The organism is Corallococcus sp. BB11-1 (genome assembly GCF_026626625.1).
Taxonomy (GTDB): Bacteria; Myxococcota; Myxococcia; order Myxococcales; family Myxococcaceae; genus Corallococcus; species Corallococcus soli.
Map to the genome: position 1 here is coordinate 471,449 of NZ_JAPNJY010000007.1, position 21,467 is coordinate 492,915.

Here is a 21,467-nt window from a genome sequence, read left to right on the forward strand (position 1 = left end):
GTCAGGCTTCCGGGCCTGGCGGCCGTCCGGGGAGGCAGGCCGCACGGGGGCGGACGGTCCCCGCCTTCGACGCGCCAAGACTTGTTGCCCGCATGTCGCACCTCCCGCTAAGAGACTGGAAAGCCATGGCGATGAACGAGCGTTACGAGCCGCAGTCGATTGAAGGAAAGTGGCAGACCCGCTGGGACCAGGAGGGCATCTTCCGGGCAGGCAGGCGCCCGGATGCGCCCAAGAAGTACATCCTGGAGATGCTGCCGTACCCCAGTGGTCAGATGCACATGGGGCATGTGCGCAACTACCTCATCGGGGATGTCTACGCGCGCTACTACCTGATGCGCGGCTTCGACGTGCTGCACCCCATGGGCTGGGACGCCTTCGGTCTGCCGGCGGAGAACGCGGCCATCAAGGACGGCGTGCACCCGGCCATCCGCACCCGCGAGAACATCGAATCGTTCAAGGCGGAGATCAAGACGCTCGGCTACAGCTACGACTGGTCGCGCGAGGTGAACACCAGCGCGCCGGAGTTCTACCGCTGGAACCAGTGGTTCTTCCTCCAGATGCTGGAGCGCGGGCTCGTCTACCGCCGCTTCAGCAAGGTGAACTGGTGCACCGGCTGCCACACCGTCATCGCCAACGAGCAGGTGAAGGACGGCCGCTGCGAGCGCTGCTCCTCGGAGGTGCTGGACAAGGAGATGCCTGAGTGGGCGTTCCGCATCACGAAGTACTCGCAGGACCTGCTCGACGCGCTGGACACGCTCAAGGAGTGGCCGGACAGCATCACCGCCCGCCAGCGCAACTGGATTGGCCGCTCGGATGGCGCGGAGGTGGACTTCCGCGTGCAGGGGCATGACGCGTCCCTGCGCGTCTTCACCACCCGCGTGGACACGCTCTTCGGCTGCACCTACGTGGTGCTGGCGCCGGACCACAAGCTCGTGGCCCAGGTGACGACGCCGGAGCAGCGCGCGAACGTCGAAGCGTTCGCGAAGCGCATGGCGGCGCAGAACAAGACGGAGCGGCTGGGCGAGGACACGGAGAAGGAAGGCGTCTTCACCGGGGCGCACGCGCTGCACCCGTTCACCGGCCAGCCGGTGCCCATCTGGATCGCCAACTTCGTGGTGAGCGACTACGGCACCGGCGCGGTGATGAGCGTGCCGGCGCACGACGAGCGCGACTTCGCCTTCGCGCGCAAGTACTCGCTGCCCGTGCGCGTGGTCATCCAGCCGGCCACGGGCGACAAGCTGGGCGCGGGGGAGACGCTGACCGGGGCGGCGACCGCCGACGGCGTGCTCGTGGACTCCGGGGACTTCACCGGCCTGCCTTCCGCGGAGGCGCGCGTGAAGATGGCCGCGACGCTGGAGTCCCAGGGCAAGGGCAAGGCCACGGTGACGTACCGCCAGCGGGACTGGGGCTTCAGCCGCCAGCGCTACTGGGGCACGCCCATCCCCATCGTCTACTGCGAGAAGTGCGACCCGGAGCGCAAGGGCATCCCCGTGCCGTTGGACCAGCTCCCGGTTCGCCTGCCGGACATCGACACGCAAGAGGTGCTCACCGGCCGTGGCGAGCCGCCGCTCGCGAAGGTCGCGTCCTTCGTCAACACCGAGTGCCCGAAGTGCGGCGGCCCCGCGCGTCGGGAGGCGGAGACGATGGACACCTTCGTCGACTCCTGCTGGTACTTCGCGCGCTACCTGTCGCCGCACTACGACGCCGCGCCCTTCGACCCGGAGGTGGCGAAGCACTGGCTGCCCGTGGACGTGTACGTGGGCGGCCCCGAGCACGGCACGATGCACCTGCTCTACTTCCGCTTCTGGACCCGGGTCATGAAGCTGCTCGGCCTGTCGCCGGTGGACGAGCCCGTCACGCGGCTCATCACCCAGGGCATCGTCAACGGCGCCGACGGCCGCAAGATGGGCAAGCGCTACGGCAACGGCGTGGCCCCCTCCACCATCGTGCAGAAGTACGGCGCGGACACCGCGCGCACCTACGTGCTCTTCGCGGGCCCGCCGGAGCGCGACTTCGACTGGTCCCCGGACCAGGTGGAGGGCGTCTCCCGCTTCCTGAAGCGCGTGTGGGCGCTCGGCGCCACGCACCACGCCTCCGTGGCGGATGTCACGTACGACGGCCCCTATGAGGGCAAGGCCCTGGAGACGCGCCGGGCGGCGCACAAGTGCATCAAGCGCGTGGGCGAGGCCATCGAGCGCCTGTCCTTCAACACCGGCGTCGCCGGCATCATGGAGTGCGTGAACGCGCTCTACGCGGTGGGCACGCCGGAGACGCAGGCGGAGAAGGCGGCCATGGCGGAGGCGGTGCGGCTGCTCGCGCGCATCCTCACCCCGTTCGCGCCGCACATCGCGGACGAGCTGGCGGAGGCCTATGGCGCCAAGGCCGTCACCGTGTCGGAGGCCTGGCCGGAGTTCGACCCCGCGCTGGTGGTGGACGACGTGATTCCGTACGCCGTGCAGGTGAACGGCAAGCTGCGCGCGGAGGTGCGCGTGGCGGCGGACGCGAGCGAGGCGGACGTGCGCGCGGCGGCGGAGGCGGAGGAGAAGGTGAAGTCCGCCCTGGAGGGCAAGACGCTGCGCAAGTTCGTCTTCGTCCCCAAGCGGTTGGTCAACTTCGTCGTCGGCTGAGGCCGGGAGGGAGGGGCGGTGCCCGCGGAAGTGCTCGTCATGTGCTCCGCCTGCGGGCGCCCCCAGACGGCGGCCCGGCGTCGCTGCGCCTTCTGCAACGCGGAGCTGCCGGAGGCACCCCTGCCACCCCAGGCCCCCGCGGCCCCACCGCCCCCGCGCATCGCCTCGGTGGCGGTGGACCTGGGCAACGGGCGGGGCCTGTCCCTGGACGCGGAGCGGCTGACCTTCCAGGGGCGCGCCAGGGGCCCGCCGCTCGACGTGCCGTGGACGCGGGTGCGCCGGTTGGAGTGGCGCACGCGGCCCTACCTGGAGGCGCTGGGGCTGCTCGCCTTCGCGCTGCTGGGGTTCTGGGCGCGGGAGCCGGCCATCCAGGTGATGGCCGGCGCGGCGGGAATCGTGGGCCTGCTGCTCGCGGCCATGTACCGCCACCAGGGCCTCACGGTGGAGGTGGAGGACGGCGCGCGGTTGCAGTGGCCGCTGGGCATGGCGCTCCGGGGCTCGGCGCGGGAGGCGCGGCTGGAGGCGGCCCGGTTGGCGCTGGCGGAAGCGGCCCGCGCGCGGGGCGTGCCGGTGTCCGGCCCTGGCGCTTGACGGAGGATCGCCGGCGGGTAGGGTGCGCGCCCATGCGGCCGACTTGGAGTGCGGGGAGCGAGTACCGGCGGGCCCGGACGGCCGTGGTGGTTGTGGCGGCGCTGGTGTCCGGCTGCGGCTACCGCTTCAGTCCGTGGGGTTCGGCGCTGCCGGAAGGCGTGGGGCAGGTGTGCGCGCCCATCTTCGTCAACGAGACGCCGGAGCCCGCGCTGGAGAACCTCTTCACGCGCTACCTGCGCCAGCAGCTCGTCCAGGCCGGCCGTCTGGCCAGCGGACCGGGCTGCGCGTCCACGATTGAAGGGGCGGTGCTCAACGTCTGGGCTTCACCGACCATCATCGCCAACAACTACCGCGTCTTCACGACCGTGCGACTGCGCCTCGTGAAGGAGGGACAGTTGCTCGGGGAGACCGTGGTGTCGGGCACCGAGGACTACCTCCAGGGGCGAGGCAATGTCCTGGAAGCAGAAGCCAACCGTCAGGCGGCGATGGCACGCCTGGCGGAGACGCTCATGCGGGATGGGTACGACCGACTGGCCAGCACCTGGTGAGGACCGGGAAACCCGGTCCTCGACCAAGGGCAGGGTGCGACTAGGCCGACTTCTTCGCGGCGGCCTTGGCCAGCCGGGAGATGCGGCGCGAGGCGGTGCGCTTGTGAAGGACGCCCTTGCTGGCCGCCTTGTTGAGGGTCTTGGAAGCCGCCTTGAGAGCGTCCGTCGTCTTCGTGCCGTCCTTGGAGGCAATGGCCTCGCGGGCGGACTTGACGGCGTCCTTCACCGACGTCCGGACGTTCACGTTCCGGGCGCGGCGCTTCAGGGACTGGCGGTGACGCTTCTCTGCAGACTTGGTGTTCGCCAAGGCAATGCTCCAGCGGAAGGCAAGACAAGGAAAAAGAGGGGCCGTCCTTACTTCGACGCCCCCATTGCGTCAAGGCACGCGTGCAAACGCGATCAGGATTTCCGGCTCCGGAAGGCCTCGAACGGCACCCGCGAGGGCCTGACGCCACCCGCGAGGAAGAATCAAACCGACGGGGGCATGTATTCCCACGTAAGCCCTGCGGGGTCCCGGAACCGCAGGCCCTCCCCGGGGCCCGACAGGAGGCTTTCGGGGTGGTGGGCCTGGATCAGCTCCCGCAGCCGGGTGACGGCGGCCTGGGAGGGCGCCTCCAGCCCCAGCGTGGCCTGGGAGGACGGCGGCCCGGCCGGGGCGCCCGGCGTGAAGACGAGCCCCAGGCCCGCGCCCGTGTAGGCCGCCGTGCCGTCCGGGCTTTGCGGCTTCGTCCAGCCCAGCCAGGAGGCCACCGGGTCCCAGAAGGCCCGCTGGGCCGCCACGTCCGGCACCGGCAGGCGCAGGGTGGCGACGGTGGCGCGGGGCGGGTGGGCCGGCGGGGGCAGCAGCTTCTCCTGGGCCTTGGCGCCCTGCCAGTGGCGCTCCATGTGCTCCAGGGTCGCGCCGCCAAAGGGCACGGCCTCCTCGTTCAGCCGGGCCTCGATGTACTGGAACCGGGTGACGAACCGACGCGAGGCCATGCGCAGCGCGTCCTCCGCCGGCGTCTTCACGAAGCGGGCGAGGTTCGCGAGCGAGAACAGGACGTCCCCCAGCTCGTGCTCGATGGCGTCCCGGCCTCCGGCGGCGATGGCCTCGTCCAGCTCGCGCAGCTCCTCGTCGAGCTTGCCGCGCACCCCGGCGAGGTCCGGCCAGTCGAAGCCCAGGCGGCTGGCCTTCTCGGTGAGGCGCTCGGCGCGCAGCAGGGAGGGAGCCGCGGTGGGCACCCCGTCCAGCACGGAGCCCGCGCGCCCCGTCTTCTTCTTGCGCTCGTCCGCCTTGAGCTTCGCCCAGTTGGCGAGCACCTGTTCGGCGCCCTCCACCTGTTCAGTTCCGAAGACATGGGGGTGGCGGCCGGTGAGCTTGTCGCTGATGGCCGCGCACACGTCCGCCATCGTGAACTCGCCCAGCTCCGCCGCCAGCTGGGCGTGGAAGACGATCTGGAAGAGCAGGTCCCCCAGCTCCTCGCACAGGGGGCGCCAGGGCCCCCCGTCGGAGACGCGATCCATCTCGTCCAGGACCTCGAATGCCTCCTCGGTCAGGTAGGGGCGCAGCGAGCGCAGGTCCTGTTCACGGTCCCACGGGCAGCCGCCCTCGGCCCGCAGCCGCTGCATGATCCCCACCAGTCGTTCCAGCTCTGATCCAGGCGCCGCCATGCGATTTCGCTCCCGTGCAGTCCCCCGCCGGGCGCTCCTGTAGCACGGGGGCGGGGGCGGGCAGGGGGCACATGATTTCGTGTCGTCCCCGCTGTCGCCTATCATCCGCCGCCCGGATGCTCCGCTCGTTCCTCGGCCTGTGTTGCTGCCTCGTGCTGCTTGTCCCCGCGCGTGCTCCTGCGTTGATGCAGGACGCGCCCACGCGCATCCAGGAGACCTACCTGGAAGATCCGGAGGCCGACACCGGGGATGGCTCCCTCATCCAGGACGAACCGGAGCCGGACCCGGAGGAAGAGCTGGCCGACGAGCCGGAGCCGGAGCCCCGGCGCCCCGCCGCGAAGGGCCGCGTCGTCACCCCGCCGCCCAAGCCCGTGGTGCCCGCCGCGCCGCTGGAGCCCGAGCCCGTCGTCGTCGCGCCGCGCCCCGGACCCACGCCGGTGATGGCGCCGAAGGTGGTGGACGCGGACCTGCTGGCGGTGTGGGAGCGGTGGAAGCAGGCCCGCGCGCGCAACGACAAGGCCGCGGCCCAGAGCGCGCAGCAGGAGCTGCTCAAGCTGCGCGAGGAGATCCTCGCCACGGACCTGGAGCCCCTGAGCGTGGGCTTCCTGCGCGAGGCCGAGGTCCGCCGCCGCGCCGGAGACCTCACGGGGACGCTGGCGCTCCTGGACGTGGCGGTGACCCTGTCGCCGGGGTTGCCCGCGGCGCACTTCGCCCGCGCGGAGGCCTACGTCGTGGAGGATCCGCTGGACGTCCCGCGCGCCCTGAGCGCCTGGAAGACGGCGCTCGTGACGCTGGCGAAGGACGCGCGCTACCGGCGGCCGGCGCTCACGGACCTGGGCGCGGCGGTGCTCGCGGCGTGGGCGGCCACGGCAGTGGCGGTGGTGGTCGTCCTCTTCCTGCGGCGGATCCGCTACGCGCTGCATGACTTCCACCACCTGTTCCCCCGGGCGGTGGCGCGCTGGCAGTCGGCCCTCCTGGGCCTGCTGCTCCTCGCGCTGCCCGCCGTGCTGGGCGTGGGGCTGGTGCCCCAACTGCTGCTGCTGCTCGCCGTCGTCACCCTGTACCTGGGCCGCGCCGAGCGCTGGGTGGCGGCGGTGCTGCTCGTGGGGCTGGGCCTGCTGCCGCTCGCGGCGGGGGCCCTGGTGCGCTTCACCGTCTTCGCCGGCACGCCCGCGGAGGACGTCTACCTGCTGGAGCGCGGCGGCCTATCCGCGGACGGCGCGGCGGCCCGGGTGCGCGCCCGCGCGGAGGCCCGGACGGCCCGCTTCCAGGAGCTGGGGGCGCTCGCCTTCTACGAATCCCGCCGGGGCCTGCTGGAGGAGGCGAGGGCGGACTTCAAGGCCGCCTCCGCCCTGCGCGGCGGGGACGCGCGGCTGCTCACCCGCTTCGGCAACGTGCTGGTGGGCCTGGGGGACCCGGAGGGCGCGCTGCCCCTCTACAACCAGGCCGCGCAGGCGGATCCGCGCATGGCGGCGCCGCACTACAACCTCGCGCAGGTGTACCGACGCCGGGCCCGGCAGGTGTCGGACGAGCTGCTGAGCAAGGAGCTGGAGCGCGCCACCTCGGCGAGCGCCACCGCGCAGTCGCTGGACGACTCGCTCCTGCGCCGCGAGCCGCCCCCCGAGGACCGCCCCCTGCTCAACCTGCTGCTGCTGTCGCCCCAGGTGCCGGAGCGCGACTGGATGGAGCTGGCGGACGGGAAGGCGGAGGGCGCGCGAGTGGAGGCCCAGGTGGGCCGGTGGCTGTCCCATGCCCTGCCGCAGGGCCCGGTGGGCTGGGCGCTGACCGCGGGGCTCGCGGCGCTCCTGGCCCTGCTGGGCGAGGCGGGCTCGCGGCTGAAGGCGTCCCGCGACTGCGACCGGTGCGGCCGGGCGGTGTGCCAGCGCTGCGACAAGGACCTGGGCGTGGGCAGCACCCTGTGCGGCCAGTGCGTCCATGTCTACGCGCGCAAGAGCCAGGTGCCCAAGGAGGTCCGCTCGCGCAAGCAGTTGGAGGTGGACCGCCACCAGGCCTGGACGAAGCGGGTGACGTACGTGCTGGGCGGGCTGGTATCCGGCGCGGGCCACATCCGCCGGGGCCTGCCGGTGCGCGGCGCCGTCTATGCCTTCCTGTTCAGCTTCTCCCTGGCCGCGCTGGTGCTCCACCGCGGCCTCGTCCGCACCCCGTACGGAGACGCGCCGCTGTACCTCAAGCTCGTGCCCGCCGCGCTGGTGCTCCTCTTCGTCTACCTGCTGACGCTGCGCGGCCTGCACCGCCACCAGCGGGGGGAGGCCTGAGCCATGTCCCTCAAGGGCACCCTCAAGGATTTCGGCATCGGCGACATCCTGCAGCTCATCGGGCAGCAGCAGAAGACGGGCACGCTCCACTTCCGGAACAAGGACCAGGAGGTGCGCGTCGGCTTCCAGGACGGGCACATCATCAAGGCGGAGGGGCTCACCCGGAAGCGCAAGGAGCTCATCGGCGCCATGCTGGTGCGCGCGGAGATCATCACGGAGACCCAGCTGGAGGCCGCGCTGGAGGTGCAGAAGCGCACCCTCAAGCGGCTGGGCGACGTGCTGGTGGCGAGCCATGCGCTCACCGCCGAGCGCTTCCACCAGATGGCCCAGCTCCAGGTGACGGAGACGCTCTACCGCCTCTTCACCTGGAAGGCGGGCACCTACGAGTTCATCCAGGAGCCGGTGGAGCCGGGCCCCGAAGGCATCACCCCGCTGCGCGCGGAGACGGTGCTGATGGAGGGCTTCCGGATGGTGGACGAGTGGCCCGTCATCCGAAAGCGCATCCACCGCGACGACATGACCTTCGAGCGCGTCAAGGCGCTGCCCGTGCCCCGGTCGCATGCGGAGGAGGGCGGGGAGCTGGGCGTCATCGGGCCCTCGGAGCGCCACGTCTACGAGGAGATCGCCCAGGGGCGGGACCTGCGCAAGCTCGTGGACCTCTGCTGCCTGGGGGAGTTCGAAACCTGCAAGGCGCTCTACAACTTGGTCAAGGGCGACTACGTGCGCGTCATCGACGCGGAGGGGCGCGCGCCCGTCCCCGAGGACACCCGCCTGCTCGCCCGGGTGGCGGGGCCGGTGGGCCGCGTCGCCGTGACCATGGCGGTCCTGGCCGCCCTGGCCTTCATCGCCTCCCGCTGGGTGGGGCCCGGCTGGCAGGAGCCCGGCGCCACCGTACTGGGGGATCCCGCCGCCCAGCGTCAGATTGCCCAGGCGCAGCGCGTCCGCATCGAAGCCGCCCTGGAGGTGTTCCAGTTGGAGAAGGGAACCCTGCCAGAGCAACTGGATGCATTGGTGGATGCCGGATTGTTACGTCCGGAGGAGCTTCGCTACCCCTGGCGGGAGCCCTATTATTACCGTCGGCTGGCTGCTCGGCGGTTCATCCTCCTGCCGCCCGTGCGCTAGCCTGCTGTGGAAGTCGTCCTGCGGTCCACCGGGCATGGGTGGGAGGGCGGCGTTACGTTGACGGCGAGCGACCACTGAACGAGGAACGACGCGCATTGCGAAACCCCGCCACGCTGGAAGTGCCCGCTGCTCGCGCAGAATCCACTCCCACCTCCGCCAAGGTGGACGTCCGTGACAACGAGACGACCCTGGCCCTGTGCGGAAACCAGAACGAGAACCTCAAGCTGATCGAGCGGCGCCTGGGCGTCCGGGTGGGGCAGCGCGGCACGGAGCTGCTCCTGTCGGGCCCCGCGGACGCCGTCGCCTTCGCCGTGCGCCTCGTGGAGAACCTCGAAGAGATGATCCGCGCGGGCCGCACCGTCTACCGCGAGGACGTCGAGCAGGCCATCAAGGTCCTGGGGCGCGGCTCGGAGTCGCTGCAGGAGGTCATGCTCGGCACGGTCCTCAAGAGCACCGGCAACCGGCAGATCGCCCCCAAGAGCCTCGCCCAGAAGCGCTACGTGGACGCCATCCGCGCCCACGACATCGTCTTCGGCGTGGGCCCCGCCGGCACCGGCAAGACGTACCTGGCCATGGCCATGGCCGTCGCCTTCCTCCAGGAGCGCAAGGTCAAGCGCATCATCCTGGCGCGCCCCGCCGTGGAGGCCGGTGAGAAGCTCGGCTTCCTGCCCGGCGACATGGCGGAGAAGGTGAACCCCTACCTGCGCCCGCTCTACGACGCGCTGCACGACATGATGGCCGTCGAGCGCGCCCAGACGCTGGTGGAGCAGGGGGTGGTGGAGGTGGCGCCGCTCGCGTTCATGCGCGGCCGCACCCTCAACGACGCCTTCGTCATCCTCGACGAGGCGCAGAACACCACCGTGGAGCAGATGAAGATGTTCCTCACCCGCCTGGGCTACAACAGCAAGGCGGTCATCACCGGCGATGTAACGCAGGTGGACCTGCCCACGGGCAAGATGTCCGGCCTCCACCACGCCCGCACGGTGCTCAGGAACATCGAAGGCATCCACTTCTCGGAGTTCTCCGACGTGGACGTCGTGCGCCACCCGCTGGTGCAGGAGGTCATCCGCGCCTACGAGCGCTCGGAGAACGCCCAGAAGGGGGCCCAGGCCGCCCGCGAGGCCACCGCCTTGACGCGCGGCTCCGGGGCTCCAGACGACGGTTCCCAGGCGTGATGCCCCACCCCCACCCCCGCTCCCAGGCTTGCGCCGGGGCGGGGGTGGAGTCGTTGGATGGCCTACATTCCAGCCTGTTCGCCCACTGTCATTTTTTGGAGAGCGAACTGGCGTCCGGGCGGCGGCTGTCCCACCCTCACGAATTTTCCGCGTCGCTGCTGCCTTCTATGGAGCCTTTGACGCTTTTCCAGGGTGAGGAGTCCCCCCATGGCCGATCCTGAATCACCAGCCCCCGGGCCCAGTCCGCTGGACGCGCTCGCGGTGCGTCTGGGGCTCGGACGTGGGGATTGGGGCCGGCGCATCGTCCAGGGCCTGCTGCTGCTCGTGGTGTCGGTGGGCGCGGGCTTCGTCATCTCCCCGGGCCTCTACAGCCAGCAGATCCCCGCGCTGACGGAGGAGAACCTGGGCAAGCCCTTCCGGGCCAACTCGCCCGCCGGCTTCAAGGCCGCGCGCGACTACGACATCGTGCACCAGTCGATGACGCAGCAGCGCCGCCGCGAGGCCCGCAGCGCGGTGCGCCCGGTGTACGACCTGAATCCTGCCGTGGTGGGCAACCTGCGCGCGTCCGTGCGCGCCGCCTTCGCCACCGCCCGCGAGCACCTGGAGGAAGAGAAGGAAGCGCGCGCCGAGGAGGCCACCCCGGAAGAGGGCGCCGCCAAGCGCCGCCGTCCGGTGCCGCCCACCCCCGAGGCCCTGGAGCGCCAGCGCCGCGACCGCGAGGAGATGCAGGCCCAGTTCCAGGAGCAGCTCTTCGGCCAGCGTGACGCGGGCCTGGAGGGCGAGGACTTCCAGGCGCTCGTCGCCAACGGCTTCTCCGGGGAGGCCGAGTCCGCCACCCTGGTGCTGCTGGACCGCGCCTACCGCGCCGACCGGGGCCAGGTGTACGTGGCCAGCTCGCGCGACGAGCTGGTGCGGGAAGCCCCGCAGGGCCTCACCGTGCGCGATGTGCAGCACAAGAACGAGGACTCGCTGCCCGCCGCCGCCGCGCAGGTGGTGGACATGCGCGAAGCGCACCAGGAGCTGGACCGGTTCGCCTCCGTGCCGGGCAACGTGATGCCGGAGTCCCCCGCCGTCCAGCGCCGCGCGGTGCTGCGCATCGCCAAGCGGCTGGTGCGCCCCAGCCTGACCATCAACATCGCGGAGACGGACCTGCGCCGCAGGCTCGCGGGCGACGCGGTGAAGGACGCGGTCATCTCCATCAAGAAGGGCCAGCGCGTCATCGGCGACGGGGAGCTCGTCAACGAAACGCACCTGGTGATGCTGCGCGGGATGCGGGCGCAGACGGACCGGCTGGACCTCCTGCAGCTCCAGGTGGGCGGCACGGGCCTGGTGTCCCTGCTGGTGGTGGCCTTCTACGGCTTCTGCCGCGCGGCCTTCCGGCGCTTCCGCCCCACGCGCAAGGACGGCATGCTGCTGGGCCTCCTGCTGGTGGGCCTGCTGGGGCTGCTCCAGGTGTGGGTGTCCATCGCGGACGCGGTGCAGGACCGCTACACGGCGCTGCCCATCGAGGCCTTCTATTACGCCTTCCCGGTGGCGGCGGGCGCGATGCTGGTGCGCTTCATCCTCACGCAGGAGCTGGCGCTCTTCTTCGCCATGGTGTTCGCGTGCCTCGCGGGCGTGATGCTGGGCAACTCGCTGGCCTTCGGCATCTACACGCTGGTGGGCTCGCTGGTGGCGGCGGATCGCATCGTCAAGGCGAAGGACCGCGTGGGCATCTTCCGCGCGGGCTTCATCACCGGCATCGCCAACCTGGTCGCGGTGCTGTTCCTGTTCCTCGTGGAGGGCAAGGGGCTGGCGGGTGACACGCTCGTCACGGCGCTGTGCGCGTTCTTCGGCACGGCGCTGGCCGTGCCGGTGATGGTGATGGCGCTGACGCCGCTCATCGAGGCCACGTTCGGCTACGCGTCGGACATCAAGCTGCTGGAGCTGGCGAACCTGAACCACCCGGCGCTCAAGGAGCTCATCGTCCAGGCGCCCGGCACGTACCACCACTCCATCATCATCGGGACGCTGGTGGAGAACGCGGCGGAGACCATCGGCGCGAACCCGCTGCTGGCGCGCTCGTGCGCGTACTACCACGACATCGGCAAGGGTCGGAATCCGCTCTACTTCGGGGAGAACCAGAAGGGGGAGAACCGGCACGACGGGCTCGCGCCCGCGATGAGCGCGGTCATCATCAAGCGCCACGTGACGGAGGGCCTGGAGATGGCCCGGCAGTACCGGCTGCCCAAGCTGGTGGCGGACGCCATCCCCCAGCACCACGGCACGCGCACGGTGGGCTTCTTCTACCACAAGGCCCTCAAGGAGCAGGAGGGCAAGGAAGGCGCGCCGCCCATCGACGAGAGCATCTATCGCTACCCGGGGCCCAAGCCGCAGTTCCGCGAGGCGGCGCTGGTGATGATCGCCGACGCGGTGGAGGCCTCCACCCGCTCCATGCCGGACCCCACCAGCGCGAAGCTCCACGCGCAGGTGCAGAAGATCATCAACATCATCTTCTCCGAGGGTCAGCTGGACGAGTGCGACTTGACGCTCAAGGACTTGAACCTCATCTCCCAGTCCTTCCTGCACACGCTGGAGGGCATCTACCACACGCGTCCGGTGTACCCGGCGGGTGCGATGGGTGGCGGCAAGTCCAGCTCGCCGCTGATGATGGCGCCGGCCCCCGCGAAGGCCGAGTCGAAGGACACGAAGGTGAGAACGGCGGGCATGTCATGAGCCGCAAGGTGGAGGGCGTGAAGCTTCGCAAGGGCAAGGTGATTCCCCGCGACGACGGCAAGCGCATCGAGGAGTTCGTCGGCGCGGCCAGCACGGAGACGGAGTCCGCGTCGGTGGCGCGCATGCGGGCGCCCCCGGGGTGGAGCGAACCGGCGCAGACGCCGGAGTTCGACGAGGTGGTGCTCGTCCTCACGGGCGAGCTCACCATCGTCGTGGACGGCAAGCGCGAGCGCATTGGCGCTGGCGAGGTGGGGCTCGTGCCGCGCGGCAAGCGCGTCGTGTACCGCAACGACTCGCAGGGCGCGTGCGACTACTGGTCCATCTGCGCGCCGGCGTTCCGCGTGGAGCTGGCGCACATCGAGAAGCCGGAGCCGAAGCCGAAGGCCCAGGACAACTTCGTGACGGTGCAGGTGGCGCACGGGCAGGGCGAGGACTACGAGCGCCTGCTCACCACCTGGAGCCGGGACTACCTGCGGCGGCTGGGGCTCACCGGCTGCGAACTGTCGCTGTCGCTGGTGGGGGACCGGGCCATCCGCCGGCTCAACCGCACCTGGCGCCAGAAGGACAAGGCCACGGACGTGCTGTCGTTCCCCGCCGGGGATCAGCCCAAGGGGACGCCGGGCCCGCGCCCGCTGGGCGACGTGGTCATCTCCATCGACACGGCGAAGCGGCAGGCCCGGGAGTACGGCCGCACGCTGGAGTCGGAGATGGGCCGCTACCTGGCGCACGGCCTGCTGCACCTGCTGGGGCACGACCATGAGAAGCCGCGCGACGCCAAGCGCATGGCCGCCCTGGAGGAGCAGCTCCTGGGCGAGCGCGGGATGGTGGCGGACTCGCTGACCATCGACTCGCGTGCCCGCCGGGCCAAGCTCATCTGAAGCCTGCTCCGGGGCCTTGCGAAGCCCCGGGGCTTTCCCCGGGTGGCCGTCCCCCCTGCGTCCGGACCGTTGAGTCGGGGACGCTGCGTGATAGGTAGGTGGGGCCCGCCTTCCGTGTGTTGGATGGAACGATGCCCCGCCTGTCATCTCTCACACTCCTGAGCCTGCTTGGCCTCCTGCTGCTGACGTCTCCCGCGCGCGCCGCCTCGGTGCCGCCCTGGGGCAAGGGCGAGAGCCGCGGCGAAGACCTGTCCATCTGGCTGGTGACCTTCAGCCCCGGCGATGACGTCTTCGCGTGGTGGGGCCACGGCTCGCTGGTGGTGGAGGACCGCGCCCGGCAGCTGCAGCGGCTCTACAACTACGGGATGTACTCCTTCGACGACCAGACGGTGGTGCGCTTCGCCAAGGGCCGCCTGGAGTTCTGGGTGGGCGAGTCGAGCGTCAACGGCACCTTCCGCCTCTACAAGTCGCTGGGGCGCGACGTGCGCGTGCAGGAGCTCAACCTCACGCCCGAGCAGCGCGTGAAGGTGGCGAAGCGGCTGGCGGACAACGTGCTGCCGGAGAACCGCGAGTACCTCTACGAGCACTACAGCGACAACTGCGTGACGCGCCTGCGCGACATGATCGACTCGGCCGTGGGCGGCCGCCTGAGCGAGGCGGAGCGGGCCCCGGCGCGCATGAACCTGCGCGAGCACACGCGGCGCTACACGGCGGTGAACCCGCCCATGAGCCTGCTGCTCGACTTCATGATGAACGACTCCATCGACAAGCCCATCACCCGCCGCGAGGAGGCCTTCCTCCCGGACGAGCTGGAGCAGCAGGTGGCGGAGCTGAAGGTGCCCGGCGTGGATGGGCAGCCGGTGTCGCTGGTGGAGAAGCAGTGGGACTACTACCTGTCGTCGCGTCCCCGCCCGCCGGCCACGCCGCCGGACTTCGGCCCGTGGATCCTCGCCCTGGGCGTGCTCCTGGGCGGCAGCGCGCTGGGGCTCGCCGCGTGGGAGCGCCGGGGCAGCCGCGCGGCGCGCATCCTCCTGGGCGTGGAGAACATGGTGGTGGGGCTGGTGCTGGGCATCCCGGGCCTCGCGCTCGTCGTCATGTGGGTGGGCACCGACCACGTGGTGACGCACCACAACGAGAACCTCTTCCTCGCCAACCCGGTGACACTGCTGGCCGTGCCGTACGGCCTGCGCCTGACGTGGAACAGCGTGAAGGCGCGCGCGCGGCTCAAGTGGGTGTGGGGCTTCCTCGCGGTGACGGGCGCGCTGGGCGTGGTGCTGAAGGTGCTGCCCTGGTTCGACCAGGACAACTGGCGGCTCATCGCGCTCATCCTGCCCATCTCGCTGGGCATGGCCGGTGCCTTCTGGCTGGACCGGCTGCGCGCCCGCGCGGCGCTCCGGGAACCCGCGGCCACCGGTGACGGCGCGCAGGTGCCCTCGCTCAAGGCCTCCTGAAGCAGCACGACTCTTCCAAGAACCTCCCAACACGAAGGACGACGAACACCATGGCGAACGATTCGATGGAGAAGATCCACGCCCTGAAGGAGCGCCTCAACGCGCTCCGGGGGCATCTTTGACCTGGACCGCAAGCGGTCCCGCATCGCGCTGATTGAACGTGACTCCACGCAGCCCGGCTTCTGGGACGACAACACCAAGGCCCAGGGGCTGTTGAAGGAGAAGTCCACGCTGGAGGCCAGCGTGGGTGCCTTCGACAAGACGCTGCGCGGGCTGGACGACGCCCAGACGCTGCTGGAGCTGGCGGCGGAGATGAACGACGAGGCGAGCGCGCAGGAAGCGGAAGGCTCGCTCGCGTCGCTGGAGGCGGAGGTCGCGAAGCTGGAACTGGCGCGGATGCTCTCCGGCCCGCAGGACCACAGCAACTGCTTCATGGACATCAACCCGGGCGCGGGCGGCACGGACTCCATGGACTGGGCCGCCATGCTCATGCGCATGTACACGCGCTACGGCGAGACGAAGGGCTGGAAGGTCGAAATCAGCGACGCGTTGCCGGGCGAAGAGGCGGGCTTCAAGAACGTCTCGCTGCGCATCGAGGGCGAGAACGCCTACGGCTACCTCAAGGCGGAGGTGGGCGTGCACCGGCTCGTGCGCATCAGCCCCTTCGACGCCAACGCCCGCCGGCAGACGGCCTTCGCGTCCGTGGACGTGTACCCGGAGGTCGACGACAGCATTCAAATCGATCTGCCGGAGAAGGACTACGAGCTGAAGTTCATCCGCGGCAGTGGCGCGGGTGGCCAGAAGGTCAACAAGACGTCGTCCACGGCGCAGCTGCGGCACCTGCCCACGGGCATCATGATCACCTGCCAGACGGAGCGCTCGCAGTCGGCCAACAAGGACATGGCCTTCCAGATTCTGCGCGGCCGCCTGTACGAGCTGGAGATGAAGAAGCGCGATGCCGAGCGCGACGCAGCGGAGGCGGCCAAGAAGGACATCACCTTCGGCTCGCAGATCCGCAGCTACGTGCTGGCGCCGTACCGCATGGTCAAGGACCTGCGCACCGGCATCGAAACCGGCAACGTGGACAAGGTGCTGGACGGCGACCTGGACGAGTTCGTCACCGCGCAGCTCCTGGGCGTGAAGAACCCCAACCGCAACGCCCCCGCGGACTGACCCTTCGTCCTCCCGGGCTGGAAACCTTCCACCCCTCCACCGGCGAGCATGCGCCGGGGGAGGGGTTTTTTCGTGCCCGGGAACCTTTTCCCCGGACCGGTGTCAGGGGGCGGGGCAGGGTGGTGCGGTAGGATGCGTGGCGGCCCTTCTTCCGGTGACGGAGGGCCCAGGGCCGGGAGGCACGGGTGGCATCGGGCGGAGTGCTCGAAGTCGGACAGCAGGCCCTGGCCAGCGCGGCTGTCCCGGACGTGCGCCGGGAGGAGCAGGCGCTGCTCGTCCGGCTGCGTCGTGGCGACCCGGGGGCCTTCGAGGAGCTGGTGCGCGAGCACCAGGACCGGCTCTACGACTTCTGCTTCCGCATGGTGGGCGACCGCGAGGAGGCCCACGACCTGGTGCAGGAGATCTTCGTCAGCGTGCACCAGAACGTGCGCCGCTTCCGCGAGGACGCGCGGCTGTCCACCTGGCTGTTCCGCATCACCAAGAACCACTGCCTCAACCGGCTGAAGTACCTGCAACGCCGGGGGCGCGGCCGCTCGGACGAATACGACGAGACGAGCGCCGCGGCCATCGCCGAGGGCGGCGGCGCGCCCCCGCAGCCGGACGCCGCCCTGGACGCGGCGCGCGAGCGGGCCCGGGTGCAGCGGGCCATCTCCCAACTGGAACCCGATGCGCGCATGCTGGTGGCGCTGCGCGACATCGAGGGCCTGAGCTACGACGAAATCGTGGACATCACCGAGCTGCCCGAGGGGACCGTGAAGAGCCGGCTCCACCGGGCACGCGAGAAGCTGGCGGACCTGCTGGGGCGGTTTGAGCCATGAGCGGCCTGCAGCGGAGAGGAACGGACGTGGAACCGCGATTGGATCACCGTGAGGCAAGGGCCCTGTTCCTGGCGCTCGCCGACGAAGAGCTGCCCGCGCCCCAGGCCCAGGCGGTGCAAAGCCACCTGGACGACTGCCTGGAGTGCCGCCAGGGGTGGGACCGGTACGCACGCACCGTGCAGCGCGTGCGGACCGTGGCGCGGGAAAAGGCGCCCCCCGCGCTCGCTTCGCTGGTCGCGGGCCGCGTCCGCCGGCAGCGCCGGTTCGGCCTGCGCGGGCTGCACCTGGCCCATGCGAATCACCGCTTTCCCGTGGAAGTGCTCATCCCGCTGCTCCTGGCCGCGGCGGTGGGCGCATTTCTTTTGATGTCCTCCTGAGGCCCGCCACCCTCTGGGGAGGCAACCTCCGTCGCGCGCCACCCTCCGTGATGCGTTGCGTCCCGGGGGCCGCTTGGCTAGCGTGCCGCGCCTTTCTGGAAAGCGCGTCATGGCCGAGACCGATAACAAGACCCCCCCTGGTGTGAAGAGCGGCGAAGCGGCGGATCTCGGCTCCAACGTGGAGCAGGAGATCTACCAGCAGCGGTTGGACAAGGCCGACAAGTGGCGCGCCGCGGGCTTCAACCCATACGGCAACGGCTATCGCCCCAAGCACGTCGCGAAGCAGATCACCGACGCGCACGACAAGCACTCCACCGAGGACCTGGAGAAGGACGCCCCCGTCTACGACGTCGCTGGCCGCATCGTGGCCATGCGCTCGTTCGGCAAGGCCGCGTTCATCAAGCTGCGTGACCGCTCCGGTGAGATCCAGGTGCACGTGAAGAAGGACGCGCTGGGGGACCTCTACGAGGTCTTCAAGCTGTGCGACCTGGGTGACTTCGTCGCCGCCGAAGGCCCGCTGTTCCGCAGCAAGACGGGCGAACTGACGCTGTCCGCCGCGAAGTTCGTGCCGCTCACGAAGACGCTGCGCCCCATGCCGGAGAAGTGGCACGGCCTGACGGACGTGGAGATCCGCTACCGCCAGCGCTACCTGGACCTCATCTCCAACCCGGACGTGAAGCAGGTCTTCTTGACGCGCAGCAAGCTGGTGAAGTTCATCCGGAACTTCCTCGACGGGCGCGACTTCGTCGAGGTGGAGACGCCGATGATGCACCCGCTGGTGACGGGCGCGGCCGCGCGGCCCTTCATCACGCACCACAACACCTTCGACATCGACCTCTACATGCGCATCGCGCCCGAGCTCTATCTGAAGCGGCTCGTGGTGGGCGGCATGGACCGGGTCTACGAGATCAACCGCAACTTCCGCAACGAAGGCATCAGCACCCGGCACAACCCCGAGTTCACGATGCTGGAGTTCTATCAGGCGTACGCCACGTACGAGGACCTGATGGACCTCACCGAGGAGATGCTCACCGGGGCCTCCCGCCACCTCACCGGCGACACCAAGGTGAAGTACGGCGAGCACACGGTGGACTTCGGCCAGGGCTGGAAGCGCATCCCCATGACGGAGGCCATCCGTGAAGTGGTCCCCGGCCTGTCCGACAAGGACATGGTGGACGCGGACCGGCTGCGTCACGAACTGCTCAAGACGTCCCACGCGGAGTCGGAGCGCCGCGCCGTGGAGAACATGAACCACGGCGAGCTCGTGGGCGCCCTCTTCGAGCACCACGTCGAGCACACGCTGGTTCATCCCACCTTCATCACCCAGTATCCCACCGCCGTCTCGCCGCTGGCCCGCCGCAACGACCAGAACCCGGAAATCACGGATCGCTTCGAGCTCTTCGTCGCTGGCCGGGAAATCGCCAACGCCTTCTCCGAATTGAACGACCCGCTGGACCAGAAGGGCCGCTTCCAGGCCCAGTTGGACGCGAAGCAGCGCGGCCAGCAGGAGACGATGGACTACGACGAGGACTACATCCGCGCCCTGGAACACGGTATGCCTCCCACGGCGGGCGAAGGCATCGGGATTGATCGCGTCGCCATGTTGTTCACGGACGCCGCCAGCATCCGCGACGTGATTCTTTTCCCCCTCCTCAAGCCGCTGGCGAAGTAGCCACGAGGCCTCGTGCACCCCGCCGAACGGCAGACCGACTATCGCTGGCCCCTCCTGTGGGCCGGTGCCCTCGTGGCCCTCATGGGGGCCGCGCTCCTGGGCGTGGCCATCTCCGACTCCGAGGCGTGGGCCGAGGTGGTCGGCGCGCTGGGCCTCTCCCTCTTCGGGTGGGGCGGGCTCGTGCAGTCCTTCGACGCCGGGGCGCTCGCCCTGGGCCCCAACCCCGTGGGGGCCGTCGCCGGCCCCAAGATGCTCGTGGCCGGGACGCTCGTCTGGCTGGCGGGCTGGGGGCTGGTCGCCGCGGGCATCCGCCGCGCGCCCGCCTCCACGGAAGGGCCCAGCCCGGCCGCCGGCTCGACGCTGTATCCGCGCCTGGCGCGCTACCGGGACTTCTACTGGAGCACGCTCGGCGCCTACGGCGGCGGCATCCTGCTGGCCGAACTGGTGATGCTGCTGCTCCAGACGGTGCTCTCCAGTGGGGGGGCCTCGGAACTGGGGGGCGTGACGCCGCGTGACGCCGGCGGCGGCGCGAGCCTGCCGCCCACCATCGCCTTCGCCATCGCGCTCGTCGTGGGCGCGGGCGTGGCCTTCGCGTCGGGCTTCGTGGGCGCGTCCCGGGCGCAGCGGCTGTCGCTGCCCGAGGCCACCATCGGCGTCTTCTACCTGGGCCTGCCCATCCCCATCCTCCTGTCGCTGATGGAGCGGGTGCCGTCGCTCCAGCTCGCGCTGGGCTACCGGCTCAGGGAGGTGACGTACGTCGCGGGGCTGCTCGGCCGGCCGGAGCTGGGGTACTGGCTCGTCTTCGCCGCGCTGGTGCTGGCGCTGGTGCTGGGCATCAACACCGGCTTCATCGCCGCGGGCAGCGGCCGGGTGGACCTGCGGCTGGGCTTCGAGCTCTTCGTCGCCCGTCGCCACGTGGCGGTGTTCCGCCCGTCGCTGCTGCTGGGCGCGCTGGCGGTGCTGATGTTCGGCATCATCCCGCCGCTCATCATCTACTTCATCATCCGCGGGGCGGAGGCCGCCGTGGAGCGCACGCGGGTGAAGTCCCTGGGCTTGGCGGATCCGCTGGCCGCCGCGTCCGCGCAGCACCGGATGAAGCTGCACGAACAGTCCCCCACGATGATGATGACCGCGCTGTCGGTGGGCGGCGTGGGCGTGGGCGTGATGGCGCTCATCATCGTGCTCAGCGTGATGAGCGGCTTCGAGGCCGACCTCCAGAAGAAGATCCTGGGCACCAACGCGCACGCGGTGGTGTCCAAGTACGCCGGGGAGCTGCCGGAGTACTCCAAGGTGATGGAGCAGGTGAAGCGCGTGCCCGGCGTCGTGGGCCAGACGCCCTTCATCATCAACCAGGTGATGATCGCGTCGGAGGGCAACGTCGACGGCGTCATCATCAAGGGCATCGACCCGCACTCGGTGGGCTCGGTGACGGACCTGCCGGAGAACATCCTGCCCGGCGGTGACCTGGGCCACCTGGAGCAGCCGGCGAAGATCCTCCCCAGCCGCGCGCGGGACGACGACGACGAGGACGCGAAGTCCAGCGCGACGGAAGAGGAGGACCCCATCATCGGCAAGCCCTCCAAGCCCGCGAAGTCCGCGGTGCTGCCGGGCATCATCGTCGGCCGCGAGCTGGCCACGTCGCTGCGCGTGGTGGTGGGAGACCGGGTGAACGTCGTGTCGCCGCTCGGCACGGAGCTGAGCCCCTCGGGCCCCATCCCCAAGAGCCGCGCGTTCCGGGTGGCGGGCATCTTCTACTCGGGCATGTACGAGTACGACTCCAAGTTCGTCTACATCCTGCTCAAGGAAGCGCAGGACTTCTTCAACGTGAAGGGCGCCACCGGCATCGAACTGAAGGTGGCGGACATCGACGACGCCCGGCGCATCTCCAACCAGGTGGTGCGCGTGCTGGGCGGCTACCCCTACCGCGCGCGCGACTGGGGCGAGATGAACAAGAACCTCTTCTCCGCGCTGCGCCTGGAGAAGCTGGTGATGGGCATCATCCTGTCCATCATCATCATCGTCGCCGCGGGCCTCATCGTCGCCACGGTCATCATGCTGGTGCTGGAGAAGCGCAAGGAGATCTCCGTCCTCAAGGCGCTGGGTGTCCCGGACGGAGGCATCGTGAAGATCTTCCTCGCCGAAGGACTCCAGATTGGCGTGGCCGGGGGCCTGCTGGGCCTCTTCTCCGGGCTCGCGTGGTGCCTCTTCATCGAGAAGGTCGGCATCAAGCTGGACCCGGAGGTGTATTACATCCCCGCGCTGCCCGTCCGCATCGAGCCGGTCCAGACGGCGCTGGCGGTCATCATCGCGGTCCTCGTCACCTACCTGGCGTCCATCTACCCGGCCCTCAAGGCGAGCAGCGTGGAACCGGTCGAAGGTCTGAAGGCGGAGTAG

16 protein-coding genes are annotated in these 21,467 nt (G+C 70.3%); 14 read left to right on the forward strand and 2 right to left on the reverse strand.

Annotated features, from left to right (window positions below):
* Positions 1-125: 125 nt before the first annotated feature.
* The 3 genes from leuS to OV207_RS08660 are packed head-to-tail and all read left to right on the forward strand — an operon-like array spanning position 126 to position 3,766.
* Complete coding sequence (leuS, locus tag OV207_RS08650; RefSeq protein WP_267554113.1) at positions 126-2,627, forward strand: leucine--tRNA ligase; 2,502 nt, start codon at positions 126-128, stop codon at positions 2,625-2,627.
* Between the two features lie 18 nt (positions 2,628-2,645).
* Positions 2,646-3,218 (forward strand): hypothetical protein, encoded by a 573-nt coding sequence (locus tag OV207_RS08655; RefSeq protein WP_193430590.1) that lies wholly within the window; start codon positions 2,646-2,648, stop codon positions 3,216-3,218.
* Positions 3,219-3,250: 32 nt separating this feature from the next.
* The gene (locus tag OV207_RS08660) at positions 3,251-3,766 is read left to right on the forward strand and encodes an LptE family protein (protein WP_267554114.1); all 516 of its coding nucleotides are present in this window, start codon (positions 3,251-3,253) and stop codon (positions 3,764-3,766) included.
* A 40-nt stretch (positions 3,767-3,806) separates the two neighbouring features.
* Here OV207_RS08660 and rpsT read toward each other — a convergent pair whose 3' ends face one another.
* The gene (rpsT, locus tag OV207_RS08665) at positions 3,807-4,073 is read right to left on the reverse strand and encodes a 30S ribosomal protein S20 (RefSeq protein WP_120538442.1); all 267 of its coding nucleotides are present in this window, start codon (positions 4,071-4,073) and stop codon (positions 3,807-3,809) included.
* A gap of 161 nt (positions 4,074-4,234) precedes the next feature.
* Positions 4,235-5,416 carry a nucleoside triphosphate pyrophosphohydrolase gene (mazG, locus tag OV207_RS08670; protein WP_267554117.1) on the reverse strand — a complete coding sequence of 394 codons (1,182 nt, stop codon included), beginning with the start codon at positions 5,414-5,416 and terminating at the stop codon, positions 4,235-4,237.
* 116 nt (positions 5,417-5,532) lie between these two features.
* On the opposite strand from mazG, the gene OV207_RS08675 reads away from it, so the two are divergent.
* The 11 genes from OV207_RS08675 to OV207_RS08725 all read left to right on the forward strand — a co-directional run bounded on the left by OV207_RS08675 (position 5,533) and on the right by OV207_RS08725 (position 21,467).
* Positions 5,533-7,692: a hypothetical protein gene (locus tag OV207_RS08675; RefSeq protein ID WP_267554119.1), complete on the forward strand. Its 2,160-nt coding sequence runs from the start codon at positions 5,533-5,535 to the stop codon at positions 7,690-7,692.
* A 3-nt stretch (positions 7,693-7,695) separates the two neighbouring features.
* Positions 7,696-8,814 carry a DUF4388 domain-containing protein gene (locus tag OV207_RS08680; protein WP_267554120.1) on the forward strand — a complete coding sequence of 373 codons (1,119 nt, stop codon included), beginning with the start codon at positions 7,696-7,698 and terminating at the stop codon, positions 8,812-8,814.
* 95 nt (positions 8,815-8,909) lie between these two features.
* Complete coding sequence (locus OV207_RS08685) at positions 8,910-9,989, forward strand: PhoH family protein (protein ID WP_267554121.1); 1,080 nt, start codon at positions 8,910-8,912, stop codon at positions 9,987-9,989.
* A gap of 207 nt (positions 9,990-10,196) precedes the next feature.
* The gene (locus OV207_RS08690; protein ID WP_193430596.1) at positions 10,197-12,704 is read left to right on the forward strand and encodes an HD family phosphohydrolase; all 2,508 of its coding nucleotides are present in this window, start codon (positions 10,197-10,199) and stop codon (positions 12,702-12,704) included.
* Entirely contained in the window at positions 12,701-13,582 is an 882-nt protein-coding gene (gene ybeY, locus OV207_RS08695) for an rRNA maturation RNase YbeY (RefSeq protein ID WP_193430597.1), read from the forward strand. The genes OV207_RS08690 and ybeY overlap by 4 nt, the downstream gene beginning before the upstream one ends.
* A 131-nt stretch (positions 13,583-13,713) precedes the next feature.
* On the forward strand, positions 13,714-15,033 hold the full coding sequence (locus OV207_RS08700; RefSeq protein ID WP_267554124.1) for a DUF4105 domain-containing protein: 1,320 nt from the start codon (positions 13,714-13,716) through the stop codon (positions 15,031-15,033).
* Between the two features lie 50 nt (positions 15,034-15,083).
* Positions 15,084-16,206 (forward strand): peptide chain release factor 2 gene (gene prfB / locus OV207_RS08705; RefSeq protein WP_227028123.1). Its coding sequence is split into 2 segments (ribosomal slippage): positions 15,084-15,152 and positions 15,154-16,206, totalling 1,122 coding nucleotides; the frame shifts between segments, so codons are not numbered across the junction.
* 185 nt (positions 16,207-16,391) lie between these two features.
* Positions 16,392-17,024 (forward strand): RNA polymerase sigma factor, encoded by a 633-nt coding sequence (locus OV207_RS08710; protein ID WP_193430599.1) that lies wholly within the window; start codon positions 16,392-16,394, stop codon positions 17,022-17,024.
* Positions 17,021-17,401 (forward strand): anti-sigma factor family protein, encoded by a 381-nt coding sequence (locus OV207_RS08715; protein WP_267554127.1) that lies wholly within the window; start codon positions 17,021-17,023, stop codon positions 17,399-17,401. Before OV207_RS08710 ends, OV207_RS08715 begins: the two co-directional genes overlap by 4 nt.
* Positions 17,402-17,510: 109 nt before the next feature.
* Positions 17,511-19,073 carry a lysine--tRNA ligase gene (gene lysS, locus OV207_RS08720; RefSeq protein ID WP_267554129.1) on the forward strand — a complete coding sequence of 521 codons (1,563 nt, stop codon included), beginning with the start codon at positions 17,511-17,513 and terminating at the stop codon, positions 19,071-19,073.
* A gap of 12 nt (positions 19,074-19,085) precedes the next feature.
* A complete protein-coding gene (locus OV207_RS08725; protein ID WP_267554131.1) occupies positions 19,086-21,467 on the forward strand; it encodes an ABC transporter permease in 2,382 nt (793 codons plus the stop codon).

Bases quoted from the DNA above. Each gene is read 5' to 3' on its own strand.
- OV207_RS08700 (WP_267554124.1), top strand. From the start codon at position 13,714: ATGCCCCGCCTGTCATCTCTCACACTCCTGAGCCTGCTTGGCCTCCTG.
- OV207_RS08715 (WP_267554127.1), top strand. From the start codon at position 17,021: ATGAGCGGCCTGCAGCGGAGAGGAACGGACGTGGAACCGCGATTGGAT.
- ybeY (WP_193430597.1), top strand. From the start codon at position 12,701: ATGAGCCGCAAGGTGGAGGGCGTGAAGCTTCGCAAGGGCAAGGTGATT.
- OV207_RS08680 (WP_267554120.1), top strand. From the start codon at position 7,696: ATGTCCCTCAAGGGCACCCTCAAGGATTTCGGCATCGGCGACATCCTG.
- OV207_RS08690 (WP_193430596.1), top strand. From the start codon at position 10,197: ATGGCCGATCCTGAATCACCAGCCCCCGGGCCCAGTCCGCTGGACGCG.
- leuS (WP_267554113.1), top strand. From the start codon at position 126: ATGGCGATGAACGAGCGTTACGAGCCGCAGTCGATTGAAGGAAAGTGG.
- lysS (WP_267554129.1), top strand. From the start codon at position 17,511: ATGGCCGAGACCGATAACAAGACCCCCCCTGGTGTGAAGAGCGGCGAA.
- mazG (WP_267554117.1), bottom strand. From the start codon at position 5,416: ATGGCGGCGCCTGGATCAGAGCTGGAACGACTGGTGGGGATCATGCAG.
- OV207_RS08660 (WP_267554114.1), top strand. From the start codon at position 3,251: ATGCGGCCGACTTGGAGTGCGGGGAGCGAGTACCGGCGGGCCCGGACG.
- OV207_RS08675 (WP_267554119.1), top strand. From the start codon at position 5,533: ATGCTCCGCTCGTTCCTCGGCCTGTGTTGCTGCCTCGTGCTGCTTGTC.